Source organism: Acinetobacter sp. FY731 (assembly GCF_059515905.1).
The window spans coordinates 164,887-182,173 of sequence record NZ_JCAKNB010000001.1; the positions used below are offsets into that span (position 1 = coordinate 164,887).

The window sequence follows — 17,287 nt, forward strand, 5'->3', positions numbered from 1 at the left end:
GATGAATAACACTTATAAACTCTTAGGATTAGGTTTTATTGCCTTAGCACTTTCAGCTTGTCAAAGCACACCGCGTCAATTCAATGGCACTGTCGGCTACCAAGTTGAATCAAAAACCGCCGATTCAGCAACACTTGCCTACACGCTAGCTGGTCGCCAAAACCAACAATTAGATGAAACAAAACTACAACGTGCTTGTCAAAAAGTATTAGGTACAACTAACACATATAAGTTAAATATTTTAAGCATAAATGAAATTGCAAACCCTCAAAAAGATGTTGAGTTTGGTCGCCAAATTGGACATAGCAGAACAAGTGTTGGTCTATCAAACACCCCTGGTCTATATAGCGATCAAGACTATGCAACTCTTCAGGCTCTAGATGCTCGCCCAGCAACACTACGTGTTGTTCGTTATACTTGCTCTTAATTTTCTCACATAAAAAAAAGGACATAAAATATGTCCTTTTTTTATACCCAATAAAACCTACAAAGTTCTATAAAAACTTACATTTCTAAATTCAGGAGATTCATCTAAATCTGGCCAAGTAGTTGCACTACGTTCATCTAATTTTTCATATTTTGGATGACTAAAATTTTTAACACGACTGTCTGCCACCCATACTTTTGGTGCAAACTTTAAAAACTCATCTAAGAAGAAACGATTACATTGGTCATAAAGTACATCTGCTGCAAGTAAAATATCAACTTGCTCAGCTTGATACAAATCATCCAAATATTCTAATTCCACACCGTTTAATTCAGCATTTGCACGACAAGCATCTAAACTAACTTCATCAATATCACAACAAATCACACGTTTCGCACCTGCCATTTTTGCGGCAATAGCAACAACGCCTGAACCAGCACCAAAATCCAAAACAACTTTACCTTTTACATGATGTGGCTCCGCTAGCAACCACTGTGCCATTGCCAAACCCGATGCCCAACAAAAAATCCAATACGGCGTATCATTCCAAATACGACGAATGACTTCATCATCAAGCTTATCGGTTGGAAACACAGGTGGAATGAGCCATAAAGAAATAGGCGTTTCAGGCAATTGCTGAGCATGTAATTCACAATGTGGAATCACATCATGCAAGGCTTGAATTAAATGTTGGGGGACTTTGGGAAATTGGAATGTGCAGCTCATTGGAATTCTTTTAATTGATATATTTTTGAAGAATCTCCCCTAACCCCTCTTTAGAAAAGAGGGAAACTTCCATCTAGAAATAGTAGGTAGAGTTCCCTCCTTTGAAAAAGGAGGGTTAGGGAGGATTAAATTAACCCAACGCTTTTTCAGCAGCTTCAACTGTTTGACGAATTAATGTTGTAATTGTCATTGGACCTACGCCACCTGGAACAGGTGTATACGCAGAAGCAACTTCTTCAATGCCAACAAGTTGGATATCGCCTACACCACCGCCATCACGTGGATGGAAACCAGCATCAACAACAACAGCACCTTGCTTAATCCAATCTTTTTGAATTAATTCAGCTTTACCTACTGCACCTACAATAATATCCGCTTGCTTAACAAAACTTGCTAAATCTTGAGTACGTGAATGGCAAATAGTAACAGTTGCATTTGCCTCAAGAAGCATTGCAGCCATTGGTTTACCTAAAATTGCAGAACGACCAACAACAACTGCATGTTTACCTGCAATTTCAATGTTGTTTTCTTTAAGAATAGTCATAATGCCTGCAGGTGTCGCAGAGCCATAAGCTGCTTCGCCCATTGCCATACGACCATAACCAAGGCAAGTTACGCCATCTACATCTTTAGCAAGAGAGATTGCGTCAAAACAAGCACGCTCATCAATTTGAGCTGGTACTGGGTGTTGTAATAAAATTCCGTGAACATCAGGATTTGCATTTAATTTTTCAATTTCAGCAAGAAGTTGCTCAGTTGTTGTTTCTTTACCAAGTTCAACTTTCAAAGAATCCATACCTACACGACGACAAGCATTCCCTTTCATACGCACATAAGTTGCAGATGCACCATCATCACCTACCAAAATAGTCGCTAAAATTGGTGTACGACCTGTTTTCTCTTTTAGCGCTTCTACGCGAGTCAACAAGTCTGCTTCAATTTGCTTTGCTAATGCACGACCATCTAAAACTAATGCCACGGCACTTCTCCCAAGTGTTGATATGAATCAATTTTGCACATTCTACATCATTATTTTAATTATTTTTGTCGATATGATGTTTTTATGCACATACAGCACCACTCTGCTATTGTTTTTTTTTCAGAGCTTGCTAATATACGCATCAACAAGACATGGCGGGGTGGCAGAGTGGTCATGCAGCGGACTGCAACTCCGTGTACGCCGGTTCGATTCCGACCTCCGCCTCCATCTTGTTAAAATGCCCGAGTGGTGAAATCGGTAGACACAGGGGATTTAAAATCCCCCGCCCACAAAGCGTGCCAGTTCGAGTCTGGCCTCGGGCACCATTCTTCTACTTCGAAGATGGTGCAATAAAATTTCCAGCTATATGCTGGTTTTTTTATGTCTAAAATTTATAAATATCTGATTATCTTTTTTTAATATCGTTTCAAAACTATCTTTTTATTAAAAATCAACAAACTTTCCTTTATATCTGCCTACATAACAGTATACTAAAATCAACAAGTACTATTGCACAATCCCGCATATTTCGAGTATCTCGTATGGAATTAGACTGGACCAATTTATTACAAAATTATGGGTACTTAGCCATACTGATAGGCACGTTTTTAGAAGGTGAAACTGTACTTTTATTAGGTTCTTTTGCTGCACATCATAATATTCTAAATATTTGGTTGCTTCTTTTAACTGCAACTCTCGGTGCTTTTATTGGCGATCAATTCTATTACCACCTTGGTTCAAAAGTTGGTCATAACATTTTTCATAAAAATCCAAAACTGAAAGAAAAGTTTAATAAAACAAGTTCTTTTATTGAAAAATATCCAACCATCACTATTTTATGTATGCGTTTTGCATGGGGGTTAAGAACTGTAATTCCTATTAGTTTTGGTATTAAGAAATTTAATTATGTACACTATTTTATTGTCAATCTATTAGCATCATTGATTTGGGCAGCGGTTATTATCTTTATTGGTGTACAAATAACTGAATGGATTCATTTGGTCTGGGATTCTTTATTCCATACACATTTTAATACCATAATCGTGGGTTCTCTTGTTATAGCTTCTCTTATCATTATTTATAAAGTGTATGTTTTAAAAAACCAAGCCAAGTGATCTACACTTGGCTTTCCTTGGTCACCACATGGAATTAACCATTTTGTTTGCTGTGTAGTGCATTATCATAAGCACGTTGTTGTTCATATTGAACAGGGTTATACGAACAAGCTGATACTAATACCGTAAAAAGCACAACAGAAATTACTTTAGTCATAACATTTATCCAAATCAATTTAGGGAGATAAACCACCCATTCACAATATGCAGTGGTCTTAATTTGTGTGATAAATATACTAAAGCTACCTATATAGACAAAACAGTTTATTTTCCTAACAGTGATTTGTTTTTTAGATCGATAAGGAAATAAAAAAGCCCAAACATCGTTTAGGCTTTTTTATCTCTTTAAATTATTTAGATTTTTGCAATCTTAAAGCATTAATAACAACAGACAATGAACTTAATGACATTGCTACAGCTGCTAGCATTGGCGTAAGTAACAAACCTGTAAGTGGATAAAACACCCCTGCTGCTACAGGCACACCCAAGCCATTATAGACAAATGAGAATGCTAAGTTCTGCTTCATGTTTTTAACACCCAGTTTCGCCATGTGAATTGCATCTGCTACACCACGAATATCACCTTTAACCAGCGTAATTTGTGCTGTTTGTTTGGCAATATCAGTGCCATTTCCCATTGCAATTCCCACATGAGCTTGTGCTAATGCAGGTGCATCATTAATCCCATCTCCTGCCATAGCTACAATACGACCTTGCGCTTGTAGTTTTTTCACAATATCGAGTTTTTCTTGTGGCGTACAATTTCCATAAACTTGCTTAATTCCCAGCTCATTTGCCACAATTTGTGCATTCTTTTCATGATCACCTGTTGCCATCACTACCTCAACACCATCTGCAATAAGTTGATCAATGACTTGGCGAGCATTGTGCTTTAAAGCATCATGAATCGAGATATATGCCAACAAAGCAGAGTCTGTTGCTAAAAAGCTAATGACCTGCCCTTGTTCACGCAAAATATCTAACTCATTTTGTAGTGATAAGGAAACAGAAATACCTAATTGTTCAATGAGTTTTTGGCTACCAATATAAACCGCAAAACCATCAATCTCACCCTTTACACCAAAACCTGTCACATCTTCATAGTTTCTAACTTGAACATAAGATGATGTCGGCACAATTTTCGATAAAGTATGTGCAATAGGATGTGTTGAGAATTGCTCAATAGATGCAATCCACGTTTCAATTTGCTGCTGATCTAACTCAGGCACCAATAATTTAATTTCTTTCAGGCTTGGCTTACCCTCTGTAAGCGTACCCGTTTTATCCACAACCAAAGTCGTGACTTTGCTGAGTGCTTCAATGGCTTCTGCATCTTTAAACAATACGCCCTTTTGTGCTGCACGTCCTGTTGTTGCCATCACAGACATTGGTGTTGCTAAACCTAATGCACAAGGACAAGCAATAATTAAAACAGCTACGGCGCACATTAATGCTAAATCAAATTGAGCTTTACCAAAGACCATCCATGCAATAAATGTAAGCACGCTAACCGCCAATACGGTGACTACAAAATATTTAGCAACAACATCAGCTAAACGCTGTAATGGCGCTTTTGAACGCTGCGCTTCGGCAACTGTTTGAATCATTTTAGCGAGAGTTGTATTTGCACCAACAGCGGTCGTTTCAATACGAATACTACCTTGTTGATTGACCGTTCCACCAATGACCTGATCACCTAATTCCTTTTTCACTGGAACAGGTTCACCCGTCATCATCGATTCATCTATATAGGTTTTACCATCTATCACAACACCATCAAGAGGCACTTGCTCACCTGATGCAATTTGTAAGATATCACCTTGTTGAATCATTGAAATATCAACTTCTACAAGTTCACCATTTTGTACCAATGTTGCTGTATTGGCTTGTAAACGTAATAGAGATTTTAAAGCATCGGCAGTTTTAGCTCGTGCTTTTAATTCCATGATTTGACCAAGCAAACTCAGTGAAACAATCATACATGCCGCTTCAAAATACACAGCAACGCCATGCCCTGTTTTTGCAGCCATTGGAATTAAAGATGGGAAAATAGTTGCCACCACACTATAAATAAATGCAGCGATCACACCTACACCAATCAAACTCCACATGTTCAAATTACGTGTTTTATAAGATGAAAGACATCGTTCTAAAATTGGCTTACCTGCCCAAAGCACCACAGGTATTGACAGTACGAATTCAATCCATGGCTGAATATGCTGAGGAATTACGGCATGAATATGCGAACCCATTGCCAACACAAAAACAAGTAAAGTTAAAGGTAATGTTTTCCAGAAACGATTGCTAAAATCGACCAATTCAGGATTTGGTCCATCATCTAACGTGGGCTGCATAGGCTCTAAAGCCATACCACAAATAGGACAAGTCCCTGGTCCTTTTTGCACAATTTCAGGATCCATTGGACAGGTATAATCCATATCCGCAGCGCCTTCAGGTACAGGACGTTCATCAAAAGGAATTAAGTAAAATGCAGGATCTGCTTTAAATTTTTCTACGCAAGATGGGTTACAAAAATAGTAAGTCTTGTCTTGATAGTCCGTTTTTAAATCGGTTGATGTATCTACCGACATACCACACACCAAATCTATTTCGGTATTGGCATTTGAGCTTGGTTTTGAACCACTGCAACAACTTGATTTTTTAGGTTCAACTGCTTGTTCTTTCTTTTCAGAACCACAACATGAACTTGTTTTTTCAACAACTTCTGTCTTATCTTTTGTACCACAGCATGATGCTTTTTTAGGTTCAACTTGTTCTTTTTCTGTTCCACCACAACACGATTTTTTTACAGGCATCGCCATTTCTACAGCATCTGTTTTCTTAGTGCTGCAACATGAAGATTTCGTAGAAGATAAATCTTTTGCCTTTAAGTATTGTTCAGGATTTTCAGCAAACTTTGTTCTGCATCCATCACAACAAAATAAATAGCGCTTTGCTTCAAAATCGAAATATCGCTCAGAATCCTCTGCGACAGTCATACCACAAATCGGATCTGTCGTAACAATTTCTAGCTTTGCTTTAGACTGAGAACAACATGCCGTTTTTTTAGCTTGTTCCATCTTAGACACTCTCGCATTTTTATGTTTATATTAGAATAAAGTCTGTACCTAGGTACAGAGTCAAGTCTTTTAGAAGGGAAATGATATGTTTACTATTGGTAAGCTTGCTAAAATGACGCATTCATCTGTTGAAACTATTCGCTATTATCAACGTATTGGCTTAATGCGTATTCCTGAAGCACAAGGAAACTATCGCTTTTATTCGCAACAAGATATTGAAACTTTAAGCTTTATACAAAAAGGGAAAGATGCTGGCTTACAGCTCAGTGAAATTCATGAGTTATTAAAATTACAAATGAATGATCGAGCCCAAGTGCGAAAAGTCATTGAGCAACGCTTAGAAAAAATTGATCTACGCATTAAAGAATTAAAGGCATTAAAAAAACGCTTAAATACGTGGGTCGATGAATGTAAATCTACAGATGAACATTGCTGTCCTATTTTAAAAGAGCTAAAGCAATAAAAAAAACCGTGCTACACTCTTTTAGCATCTATCAATCAAGCCTATGATTCATTATATATTTCGATAAAATTTACTTTATATTTAAATTATGAATGTGCTCAGATCTCAATTTAGAAAACAACGTCGTCAAATTTCCGTTTTTCAACAGCGCCAATCTGAGCAAAACTGTTTAAATCAACTTCGTCATTTTCATGGCTTTCAACATGCAAAAAAAATTGGTATTTATTTAGATGCTTTTGGTGAAATCTATACCAACAAAATAATTGAATATGCTTTATCAAAAGGCAAAGACGTTTATTTACCCAAAGTAACATCCACACGCCAAGCTTTAGTTTGGGTAAAAATTTCAAAGCATCAATATCGTAATAAACGCTTTGTACCTCATACTTTAGGTATGTTAGAACCTACAGCCACACGAGGTTTACACGTATCTAAACTTGATTTACTCATCATGCCTTTATTGGCTTGTGATTTTTTGGGTACTCGAATTGGCATGGGCGGAGGTTTTTATGATAAAACCTTAGCAAGTGCTCAACACAAACCATTCCGTTTAGGACTAGCACATGATTTTCAATTTATAAATACACAACTTGAACGCCAAGTTTGGGATCAACCCTTAAACGCCCTACTCACCCCTAACAAATTGTATCGTTTTAAAGACTAAATCATTATTTTGACTATATGTATCACTTTAAAATCACATATTTAGTCATTTTTTCTACATTATATTGCCTATTACCCTTGTAATTTTCCAAATACACATCACTATAAAAATATGCAACACCGTTGTTACTCATGAGGAGTGTCCATGTCTGAAAATATTATGAATGAAGAAATCTTAGAACCTCAGGTTCCAAGCGTATTACCGCTTTTAGCGTTACGTGACGTGGTCGTTTACCCTCACATGCAAATTGCCTTATTTGTGGGTCGTGAAAAGTCGATCAAGGCTGTTGATGTCGCTCGTAACAATGACAATTTAGTATTTGTTGTGGCACAAAGAGATTCTCTTACAGAAGAAATTGATCACGAAAATCTATATCAATACGGTACTGTCGCGAAGATTGTCCAAGTTGTGAATCATGAAAATGATGAAAACTGCATAAAAGTATTAATTGAAGGTTTACATCGTTCTAAACTGGTAAAAATTATCGATAACGATGATTATCTCACAGCAGAACACAGCTTAAGTGATATGACTGTTACTGTTGATGCAGCAACGCAGTCAACTCGTGTTGAAGAGTTACGCGCCCTATTCGCTCAATATGCGGAAGCAAAATTACGTAATGCTCGTGAACTTATTGCTGCTGCAAATAAAATTGAAGATTTACTTCAACTCTTATTCTTTGTAGCGACACGCGTTCCATTGAATATTGATGTAAAACAAAAGTTCTTAGAACACGATGAATTTGAAGCACATTTACAAGAGCTCATGACTTATTTATTGCAACAATCTGAAGAACAACAGATTGAGCAAACTTTGCATGATTCTGTAAAACGCCAAATGGAAAAAAATCAGCGCGAATACTTCTTAAATGAAAAAATGAAAGTAATTCAGCGTGAACTTTCCGATATTAATGGTGGTGCTGAAGATGATGTTGCTGAAATTGAACGTCGTTTAGCTGAAGCAGATTTACCTGAACATGTACGTAAAAAAGCTGAATCTGAATTCCGTAAGCTTAAAGCAATGCAGCCTGCATCAAGTGAAGCGGCTGTTGTTCGTAACTATATTGAGGCAATTTTAGATACGCCTTGGAATAAAGCGAGCAAAGTCAGCATTAACTTAGCAAAAGCTCAAGATATTTTAGATACTGACCATTATGGCTTAGACGAAGTTAAAGAACGTATTGTTGAATACCTTGCTGTTCAATCACGCGTGAAAAAGCTTCGTGGCCCTATTCTTTGCTTGGTTGGTCCTCCGGGTGTTGGTAAAACTTCGCTTGGTGAATCTGTAGCAAAAGCAACAGGTCGTGAATTTGTTCGTATGGCGCTTGGTGGCGTACGTGACGAAGCGGAAATTCGTGGTCATCGTCGTACTTATATTGGTGCGATGCCAGGTAAAATTGTTCAATCTTTAACAAAAGTAGGCGTGAAGAACCCTTTGTTCTTACTCGATGAAATTGACAAGATGGCGCAAGACTACCGTGGTGACCCTGCTTCTGCTCTGCTTGAAGTACTTGATCCATCTCAAAACGCTAAGTTCAATGATCATTATTTAGATCTTGATTTAGATTTATCTGAAGTGATGTTCATTTGTACTGCAAACAGTATGAATATTCCTGAAGCGCTTCTTGACCGTATGGAAGTCATTCGTCTTCCAGGTTATACAGAAGATGAAAAAGTGAATATTGCAGACCGCTACCTTGTTCCTAAAGCAATTAAGAACAATGGTTTACGTGCGAAAGAATTGACTGTTCATGAAGAAGCGATTCGTGACATCGTACAGCGTTATACACGTGAAGCTGGTGTTCGCAGCTTAGAGCGTGAAGTGTCTAAAATTGCACGTAAAGTGGTTAAAGAAGCGGTAAGTAAAAAAGCGAAGAATCTTCAAGTTGAAGTGACTTCAGCAAACTTGCCTGACTACTTAGGTCCGCATAAGTTTGACTTTGGTATGGCGGAAGAGGAAGCGCAAGTGGGTCGTGTAAATGGTCTTGCTTGGACTTCTGTTGGTGGTGAGCTGCTAAATATTGAAGTTGCAGCTGTTCCGGGTAAAGGTAAATTCATTACTACAGGTTCGCTTGGTGATGTAATGAAAGAGTCTATTACCGCAGCAATGACGGTGGTTCGTACTCGTGCAGATGAACTTGGTATTGAAGCTTCTCGTTTTGAAGAAACTGATGTTCACGTTCATTTACCTGAAGGTGCAACACCTAAAGATGGCCCTTCTGCTGGTTTAGCATTAACGTTAGCTTTAGTTTCTGCGTTTACTAAAATTGCGATTCGACCTGATATTGCAATGACAGGTGAAACGAGCTTAAGCGGTCGTGCTATGCGTATTGGTGGTTTAAAAGAGAAGTTGCTTGCTGCGCATCGTGGTGGAATTAAGCTTGTGTTTATTCCTCAAGAAAACGTGCGTGATTTAATTGAAATTCCTGACAATGTAAAAGAAGGTTTGGAAATTAAAGCGGTTAAATCGATTGATGAAATTTTAGCTTTAGGTCTTGTTTCTACGCCTAAGCCGTTGGTTAAAGCGCCAATTGTTAAAGCTGTAGATGAAGGTAAAGCAGCTCGTCATTAATTTTAAAAGCAATATAAAAGCACACTTCGGTGTGCTTTTTTGTTTCTATTGCAAAGATAAATTAAATATTTATTATTTTAATTTATCATAAAAATTTATGTTAGTTACCAAATTAGATAAGTTTACTTTTCAAAATCAATAGATTATAATCTATAAAACTCAAACGTTTCGTTTGATTACTAATGTTGCTCAATTTAATGGTATCTATCTGCTGATTTTATCAGTGCTAGATTTATCTAGCTTGTGGGGAGAAGGTCGGTTCCGTCCTATTTGTCCCAAATAATCCTGATAGTCGAAGGTAGTAGTTTGTGTGGTTATCCATAGATGCCATGAGCAGTGAAGTGGGTATAAACTACAAATCCGCATTTATTATATGTTCTAAACATATATTTCGGTTGCCTTCGATTATATCAATTATTTATGAATACTAAGTTTGAATTTCATGGAAGCCCAATTAAAGATATTGATCATCTAGCAAAAATCTTAGATGTTGATATTGAAGATATTTTATATGCAATTCAAATTGAAGATGAAGACAAATATTCTTCTAGAACTATTGCAAAAAAAGATGGAAGAGAACGAACTGTATATAACCCAAAACCTATATTTCGTAAAATTCAAAGAAGAATTAAAAATAGAATTTTTTCGCAAGTTTCGTGGCCAGATTTTGTATTTGGATAAATTCCTGCTGATGATAATTCCCATGACTTCATTGAATGTGCTCAACAACATTGCTTAGCTCAATCAATATTAAAATTAGACATTGAAGACTTCTTTGACAATATCAGTCAAGAGTTAGTTGAAAGTATTTTTAAAAAAAATTTTCGTTATCCTGATGATATATCACAAATTTTATCTACCCTTTGCTGTGTTGATTTAAAAGTACCTCAAGGCGGAATTACTTCTAGTTATTTAGCATCAATTGCTTTGCACTCTTTAGAAGAAAATTTGTTTTTGAGAATGAAAAGCAAGAAACTTACGTATACTAGATATGTAGATGATATTACTATTTCTTCCAAAAATAGAGACTTCAACTTTGAAGCTATTATTAATATTGTAGAAAGTCTTTTAAATAATTTGAATTTACCACTGAATAAGAAGAAGATAGAAGTAAATAGATTTTCGTCTATACCATTAACAGTTCATAATATTCGAGTTGATTTTAAAAGTCCTAGATATGATAAGACTGAAGTAAAAAATATCAGAGCTACAATTCATAGATTATCTGAGCTAGCAAAAAAACCAAATCATAGAACACATTATTATTACAGGATTGACTTTAATCGATGTCAAGGCCTTATCAGTAAGTTACAAAGGGTAAATCATCAGTCATATATTAAATTGCAAAATAAATTAAATAAAATTTATCCTTTACCTAATGACTCGGATATAAAATATATAGAGAAATCGATAAAAGAATTAAAGATTTTCTTTCCTAAACAGAGTGGAGAGGGCAACTATATCTACAATAAAAAATTCTTTAAAATTCAACATAGAATAGGATTTTTAAAGTCTCATCCCAAAAAAATATATGATAGTAAAGCCTTTGATCTTAATGCAGAACTGCAATTATATCGGATAAGAAACAAGGTATGAACACAGGTTTAGAAAAAGAAGCTAAGTTAATATATTTGATTATTGAGCGACTTTGGTTAGTGACCTCAATGATTGTCATTTACTTCTGGGTTGGAAATTGTTTTGATATATTGAAACAAGGTTATGAAATACAAATTAATAATTCAGGGTTGAAAAAATTTCTAGAATTAAATGACCAGATACTTCAAATACCAGTTTTTTCAACAGCTATTACTACACTGCTATTGGGTTGGATTACAGTTAAAATATATCTAAATACATATTTCACTACACATGAGAACAATCTAAATAATCAAGAGGTTAGCAGATATTCAACTTATCTCAAACATTATGAAAATTTTATTATGATGTTAGAAATAAAAGTCAGTAAATTGAAATATCTATCACCTAATAGCATTGATAAATTAGCCCTTTATACTTATATTTTTCCAAATGTAAAAAATGGTGATCTAAGCATATGTAATGACTACAAAAATATAATTAAATCATTTAATGTGTCTATAGATTTCTTAAATAATAATTTACCTAGAAAGCTTGGATATACTGATCATATTGATTTGTTAATAGAGAGTTCAAAAAAAATGGGAATTGAACTTCCTAGATATGAAAGAAAGCAATTTTTAAAAATTGAGCATGAGCTATACGATTTAATTAATCATATAAATAGAAACATTAATGTTTCAGATGTAATAGAAGCAAAATATAGCATTTATTAAGTTAAATTTAATTTCGACCAAATCCCCTATTACACTCTCAAATAACAATCTCATCCACCCCACGCATTTCAAGGTATAATTCAATCCTGTTTTAAAAATTTGCTTCTTATGAAAATTCGTATTCTGACTATCGGTCAAAAAATGCCTGCTTGGGTACTTACAGGTTTTGAAGACTACTTCAAACGCATACAACCATTTGTGCAAACTCAAATTATAGAATTACCCATAGCAAAGCGTGGTAAAAATGACTCCGAAGCAGATATTTTAAAATACCGAAATATTGAAGGTGACAGCATTCTAAATGCGATGAAACAAAACGAAGTGCTCATTGCCTTAGAAGTAGGCGGACGTGAATTTAGCACCGAAAAACTTGCCGAAACCATGAAAGGTTGGATGCTCGAAGGTAACGACATTGTACTTGCTATTGGTGGGCCAGACGGTCACTCAGAAGCTGTGCGTAAAGCCGCTGCTTGGCACTGGTCATTATCTAAATTAACCCTGCCTCACCCTATGGTACGTGTCATGCTCATTGAACAGCTTTACCGCGCTATGAGCATTAACAATAACCATCCTTACCATCGTGCTGGTTAATTTCAAATTGTTCCACTTTTAGAACGAATTGTTGAATATTTCAGGTTTATATTATTTTTTAATTTATAGATAATCATCACAGATGAATTATTTAGGCGTATAGCAATGAACTTACAAACTCTTCCTGGTTTATTTATTTCTCATGGTTCACCTATGCTTGCGCTTAACCCTGAACAAGTTGGACCTGCATTAGAAAGATTAAGCTTTAATCTTCCAAAACCAACAGCCATTATTATTATGTCTGCACATTGGGAAAGTAATGCACTTGAAGTCAGTTCGGCTGTACGCCCTGAAACATGGCATGACTTCCGTGGTTTTCCACCCGAACTTTATGACATACGCTACCCTGCTCCTGGTGAGCCTGAATTAGCCGAAAAAATCTTACAGCTTCTTGCACATGCAGAATTACCTGCACATGCAAATAGTACGCGCCCACGCGATCATGGTGTGTGGATGCCCCTACTTCACATGTATCCCGATGCAGATATTCCTGTGGTTGAAATTTCTTTACCTATGAATATGTCTGCTGAAGATATTTATAAAATTGGGCAGACCCTTGCACCACTACGTGAAAAGCAAATTTTGATGATTGGTTCAGGCAGTATTACCCATAATTTACGAGAGCTTTCATGGAATGGAGATGATCAATCTGTTCCTGAATGGGCATCAACTTTTAGAAATTATGTAGTCAATAAGCTTCACCACAATGACTTCGATGCGGTTTTAGATTGGAAAAATACTCCTCATGTAAACCGTAATCACCCAACCATTGAACACTTTGCACCTATTTTCTTTGCTATGGGTACAGGTCATCGTTTTAGTGTTGTACATAGTAGTTTTACTATGGGCTCATTAGGTATGGACGTTTATCGTTTTGATTAAAAAATGATTCAAAAACACAATAAATTAACAATCATATAAATTTTGGATACATTTCATCCTCAAAAAGTGAATATGTATCCATTTTCTTTTCATCACATTCAGCTATTCTATTTATCAATCAATTTTTCAATAAAGAACATACTGAAAATGAAATTAAAATATTTAGCTATTGCTCTATTCCCACTTACTCTAGCTGCCTGCCAATCTAGCGACATTCAAAAAGTTGGAGATCTTGCTGTGTCAGTATTACAACAACAAAATGCAGATAAAACCTTAACATCTTATACTTGGAGTGCTAACACTGAAAATGCGAAGCGCCCTATCGTACTGACTTTTGCCGAAAAAGGTCGCTTAAGTGTTTCAACTAGCTGTAATACGCTTGGAACATCTTGGAAAGTTGAAAACAATACTATTTCTACATCAAACATCATGTCTACAATGATGGCATGTGATGATAACTCAATGAAACAAGAAAGTTTTGCAGCAAGCCTATTTGATGGTCGTAAAGCACCTTTTATTCTTAATTTAGATGATGTTCAGAAACCAACTCTTACCTTAATTGCAGCAAATGGTGAAAAAGTTGTATTTACAGGAAAAATGACACCTGAAGTTAAGTATCAAACTCAAGGGGAAACGATTTTCCTAGAAGTAAATCCAAATACTGTTCAATGCCAAGGTGTAGCACCTCAAACGTGTCTACAAGTTCGTGAAATTAAATACAACGATAAAGGCATTAAAACGCAAGCAGATCAAAACTGGTCTAACTTTTATGATGCCATTGACGGTTATCAACATAACCCAAATGAACGTCAAGTGATTCGTGTTAAACGCTACGAAATCAAAAATCCTGCTGCTGACCAATCAAAATATGCTTATGTACACGATATGACTATTGAGCGTGAAGCGGTTAAAGGTGTGCTTTAATTCTAGTTTGAAATATTCAGTGCTAATCTGAAAGATAAAAAAACCGAGGCTAATGCCTCGGTTTTTTTGGGTCCAACGTATTTGCTTAGAATACGCCTTGAGCAAGCATTGCATCGGCAACTTTTACGAAACCTGCAATGTTAGCACCATCAACATAGTTAACAGTACCATCTTCTTTTGTACCGTATTTAACACAGTTACGGTGAATTTCTTTCATGATAGCATGAAGACGCTCATCAACTTCTTCAAAAGTCCAACCTAAACGCAATGCGTTTTGAGACATTTCAAGACCTGAAGTCGCTACACCACCCGCATTTGATGCTTTACCTGGCGCATAAAGAATATTTGCTTCAACAAATTTCTCTACAGCACCTAAAGTAGAAGGCATGTTTGCACCTTCAGCAACACAGCTCACACCGTTAGCAAGAAGTACAACAGCATCGTCAGCATCTAATTCATTTTGTGTTGCACATGGAAGCGCGATATCACACTTAATACCCCAAGGACGTTGACCTTCAAGATATTCAAAACCATGAGCAGCAGCAAATTCAGAGATACGACCACGTTTAACGTTTTTAAGTTCCATTACCTCAGCAAGTAATTCTTCAGTAAAACCGTCTTTCACGTATACAGTACCAGCAGAGTCTGAAAGTGAAACCACTTTAGCACCTAAATACATTGCTTTATCAGCAGCATATTGAGCAACATTACCAGAACCTGAAATTGTTACGACTTTATCTTTGAAGCTTTCGCCACGAGTCTTGAGCATTTCCTCAGCGAAATACACAGTACCGAAACCAGTTGCTTCAGGACGAGCCAATGAACCACCGAAAGTTAAACCTTTACCAGTGAATACACATGAAGTGTCATTGCTCAATTTTTTCATCATGCCAGCCATATAGCCAACTTCACGACCACCAACACCAATATCACCAGCAGGAATATCTGTGTTAGAGCCGAGATGACGGTAAAGCTCGATCATTAATGCTTGGCAGAAACGCATGATTTCGCCTTCAGATTTACCTTTAGGGTCAAAATCTGAACCACCTTTACCACCACCCATAGGAAGTGTAGTTAAAGCATTTTTGAAAGTTTGTTCAAAACCTAAGAATTTTAGGATTGAAAGGTTCACTGATGGGTGGAAACGCATACCACCTTTAAATGGACCAATAGCTGAGTTGTACTGTACGCGGAACGCACGGTTTACTTGTGTCTGACCTTGGTCATCTACCCAAGAAACTCGGAATTGGATTGCACGTTCAGGTTCAACTAGACGTTCTAGTAAACCGTGAGCTGCGTATTGTGGATTCTTTTCAATGAAAGGCCACAAACTTGTCATCACTTCTTCTACAGCTTGAAGAAATTCTGGTTGATATGCATCACGTGTTTTTACGTAATCTAGGAACTCATTAAGTGTGTTGTATTTCAACGCTTAATCCTCAGCAGAAAATGGATCAAAATTGGTCAAAAAGTTAATCAACGATTTATTTTGGCGCAAAACATTAAATATCTTTTGTAATAAATCTACAACAATTATTTGAATGAAATTTAATTAAATATTAAATAACAATTATTTATATTTATTATACTTAATAAAAATTCGTTATATTTCAACTATATCAACCGAAAAAATTGCGCCAAATAAAGACATGTTTTGTATCAATTTAGAGCACAAGCTTAATGAAATATTTCGTGTTAAAATCATCAACTTACTAAATTTTCTCCTTTTTACTACTTTTTTGAGTAGTCGTGGTACCTAAATGAACTCGCAAATTGCACTCATTCAAAATATTGATGCCTTACTTCCGCAAACCCAATGTGGGTTATGTGGTCATCGTGATGGGTGTTTACCGTATGCAAAATCGATTGCAGATGGTGAAGAAGCAAATAAATGTGTTCCTGGTGGTCAGCCTGTAGCTGATGCTTTGGCAGACCTTCTGGCACGACCAAAATTAAAAGCAGAAGAAAGTGTGTGGCCTATTCAAATTGATGGTCGTCCACAGCGTATGAAAGCCGTTATTCGTGAAGATGAATGTATTGGCTGTACCAAATGTATTAGTGCTTGCCCTGTAGACGCCATTATTGGTTCAGGAAAGCTTATGCACAGTATTTTAAGTGACCTCTGTACAGGTTGTGAATTATGTATTCCTCCATGCCCTGTAGATTGCATTGATTTAATTGAAGATGCTAAAGAAGTACCAACTGAAACTATTCGTACCACAGAGCAAAATGATTTAAGACAGCGCTATTATTCACACATTCAACGTGAAGAAAAACGACGTATTCATCGTAAAGGTCCCGTGGTTCGTGCTGAAATTGACACAGAGCTTTTTGCACAATTTTCTGCCCAAACAGCGAATGTACCTGCAATTAAATTAGCAGAAAATGAAAAACCTGCCATTGCTCAACAAGATGCTAAAACAACCATTGAACTTGCAAAGCTTAGAACTCAAATTAAAAAATTAGAAAAACAACTCAGCGTTCGAGAAGATGCAAATAAACGAATACTCTTAGATAATTTAAACAAGCAACTTTCAGCGTTAGGAGCTTAAA

General features: G+C 36.3%; 17 protein-coding genes and 2 tRNA genes. 14 read left to right on the forward strand and 5 right to left on the reverse strand.

Going from position 1 to position 17,287, the window contains the following annotated elements:
* Position 1 precedes the first annotated feature (1 nt).
* Positions 2-427, forward strand: coding sequence for a hypothetical protein (locus AC5YC8_RS00855; RefSeq protein WP_496163239.1), 426 nt, complete (start codon positions 2-4; stop codon positions 425-427).
* Between the two features lie 57 nt (positions 428-484).
* Here AC5YC8_RS00855 and AC5YC8_RS00860 read toward each other — a convergent pair whose 3' ends face one another.
* Both AC5YC8_RS00860 and folD read right to left on the reverse strand, forming a co-directional pair.
* Positions 485-1,153: a class I SAM-dependent methyltransferase gene (locus AC5YC8_RS00860; protein ID WP_496163240.1), complete on the reverse strand. Its 669-nt coding sequence runs from the start codon at positions 1,151-1,153 to the stop codon at positions 485-487.
* Positions 1,154-1,283: 130 nt separating this feature from the next.
* A complete protein-coding gene (gene folD, locus AC5YC8_RS00865; RefSeq protein WP_496163241.1) occupies positions 1,284-2,132 on the reverse strand; it encodes a bifunctional methylenetetrahydrofolate dehydrogenase/methenyltetrahydrofolate cyclohydrolase FolD in 849 nt (282 codons plus the stop codon).
* A 154-nt stretch (positions 2,133-2,286) separates the two neighbouring features.
* Between folD and AC5YC8_RS00870 the strand changes: the two genes are divergently transcribed.
* The 3 genes from AC5YC8_RS00870 to AC5YC8_RS00880 all read left to right on the forward strand — a co-directional run bounded on the left by AC5YC8_RS00870 (position 2,287) and on the right by AC5YC8_RS00880 (position 3,247).
* Positions 2,287-2,360, forward strand: a tRNA-Cys gene (locus AC5YC8_RS00870).
* Between the two features lie 12 nt (positions 2,361-2,372).
* Positions 2,373-2,458: transfer RNA gene (locus AC5YC8_RS00875), tRNA-Leu, on the forward strand.
* 216 nt (positions 2,459-2,674) lie between these two features.
* Positions 2,675-3,247, forward strand: coding sequence for a DedA family protein (locus tag AC5YC8_RS00880; protein ID WP_496163242.1), 573 nt, complete (start codon positions 2,675-2,677; stop codon positions 3,245-3,247).
* Positions 3,248-3,281: 34 nt separating this feature from the next.
* Here the strand turns inward: AC5YC8_RS00880 and AC5YC8_RS00885 are convergent, their stop codons facing one another.
* Both AC5YC8_RS00885 and AC5YC8_RS00890 read right to left on the reverse strand, forming a co-directional pair.
* On the reverse strand, positions 3,282-3,404 hold the full coding sequence (locus tag AC5YC8_RS00885) for a hypothetical protein (protein WP_496119775.1): 123 nt from the start codon (positions 3,402-3,404) through the stop codon (positions 3,282-3,284).
* Positions 3,405-3,597: 193 nt separating this feature from the next.
* A complete protein-coding gene (locus AC5YC8_RS00890; protein ID WP_496163243.1) occupies positions 3,598-6,327 on the reverse strand; it encodes a heavy metal translocating P-type ATPase in 2,730 nt (909 codons plus the stop codon).
* 85 nt (positions 6,328-6,412) lie between these two features.
* Between AC5YC8_RS00890 and AC5YC8_RS00895 the strand changes: the two genes are divergently transcribed.
* The 9 genes from AC5YC8_RS00895 to AC5YC8_RS00935 all read left to right on the forward strand — a co-directional run bounded on the left by AC5YC8_RS00895 (position 6,413) and on the right by AC5YC8_RS00935 (position 14,734).
* The gene (locus AC5YC8_RS00895) at positions 6,413-6,790 is read left to right on the forward strand and encodes a MerR family transcriptional regulator (RefSeq protein ID WP_496163244.1); all 378 of its coding nucleotides are present in this window, start codon (positions 6,413-6,415) and stop codon (positions 6,788-6,790) included.
* Positions 6,791-6,878: 88 nt separating this feature from the next.
* Entirely contained in the window at positions 6,879-7,454 is a 576-nt protein-coding gene (locus tag AC5YC8_RS00900) for a 5-formyltetrahydrofolate cyclo-ligase (RefSeq protein WP_496163245.1), read from the forward strand.
* A 144-nt stretch (positions 7,455-7,598) separates the two neighbouring features.
* On the forward strand, positions 7,599-10,025 hold the full coding sequence (gene lon / locus AC5YC8_RS00905; protein ID WP_496163246.1) for an endopeptidase La: 2,427 nt from the start codon (positions 7,599-7,601) through the stop codon (positions 10,023-10,025).
* Between the two features lie 420 nt (positions 10,026-10,445).
* The gene (locus tag AC5YC8_RS00910) at positions 10,446-10,706 is read left to right on the forward strand and encodes a hypothetical protein (RefSeq protein WP_496163247.1); all 261 of its coding nucleotides are present in this window, start codon (positions 10,446-10,448) and stop codon (positions 10,704-10,706) included.
* A gap of 30 nt (positions 10,707-10,736) precedes the next feature.
* On the forward strand, positions 10,737-11,621 hold the full coding sequence (locus AC5YC8_RS00915; protein ID WP_496163380.1) for a reverse transcriptase family protein: 885 nt from the start codon (positions 10,737-10,739) through the stop codon (positions 11,619-11,621).
* The gene (locus tag AC5YC8_RS00920) at positions 11,618-12,337 is read left to right on the forward strand and encodes a retron Ec48 family effector membrane protein (protein WP_496163248.1); all 720 of its coding nucleotides are present in this window, start codon (positions 11,618-11,620) and stop codon (positions 12,335-12,337) included. The genes AC5YC8_RS00915 and AC5YC8_RS00920 overlap by 4 nt, the downstream gene beginning before the upstream one ends.
* Before the next feature lie 108 nt (positions 12,338-12,445).
* A complete protein-coding gene (gene rlmH / locus AC5YC8_RS00925; protein ID WP_496163249.1) occupies positions 12,446-12,928 on the forward strand; it encodes a 23S rRNA (pseudouridine(1915)-N(3))-methyltransferase RlmH in 483 nt (160 codons plus the stop codon).
* Between the two features lie 105 nt (positions 12,929-13,033).
* Positions 13,034-13,810, forward strand: a complete 777-nt coding sequence (locus tag AC5YC8_RS00930) for a DODA-type extradiol aromatic ring-opening family dioxygenase (protein WP_496163250.1) — start codon at positions 13,034-13,036, stop codon at positions 13,808-13,810.
* Between the two features lie 147 nt (positions 13,811-13,957).
* Entirely contained in the window at positions 13,958-14,734 is a 777-nt protein-coding gene (locus tag AC5YC8_RS00935) for a DUF4377 domain-containing protein (protein WP_496163251.1), read from the forward strand.
* An 85-nt stretch (positions 14,735-14,819) separates the two neighbouring features.
* Here AC5YC8_RS00935 and gdhA read toward each other — a convergent pair whose 3' ends face one another.
* Positions 14,820-16,163, reverse strand: a complete 1,344-nt coding sequence (gene gdhA / locus AC5YC8_RS00940; protein WP_496163252.1) for an NADP-specific glutamate dehydrogenase — start codon at positions 16,161-16,163, stop codon at positions 14,820-14,822.
* A gap of 331 nt (positions 16,164-16,494) precedes the next feature.
* On the opposite strand from gdhA, the gene AC5YC8_RS00945 reads away from it, so the two are divergent.
* Positions 16,495-17,286, forward strand: coding sequence for an RnfABCDGE type electron transport complex subunit B (locus AC5YC8_RS00945; protein WP_496163253.1), 792 nt, complete (start codon positions 16,495-16,497; stop codon positions 17,284-17,286).
* Position 17,287 lies beyond the last annotated feature (1 nt).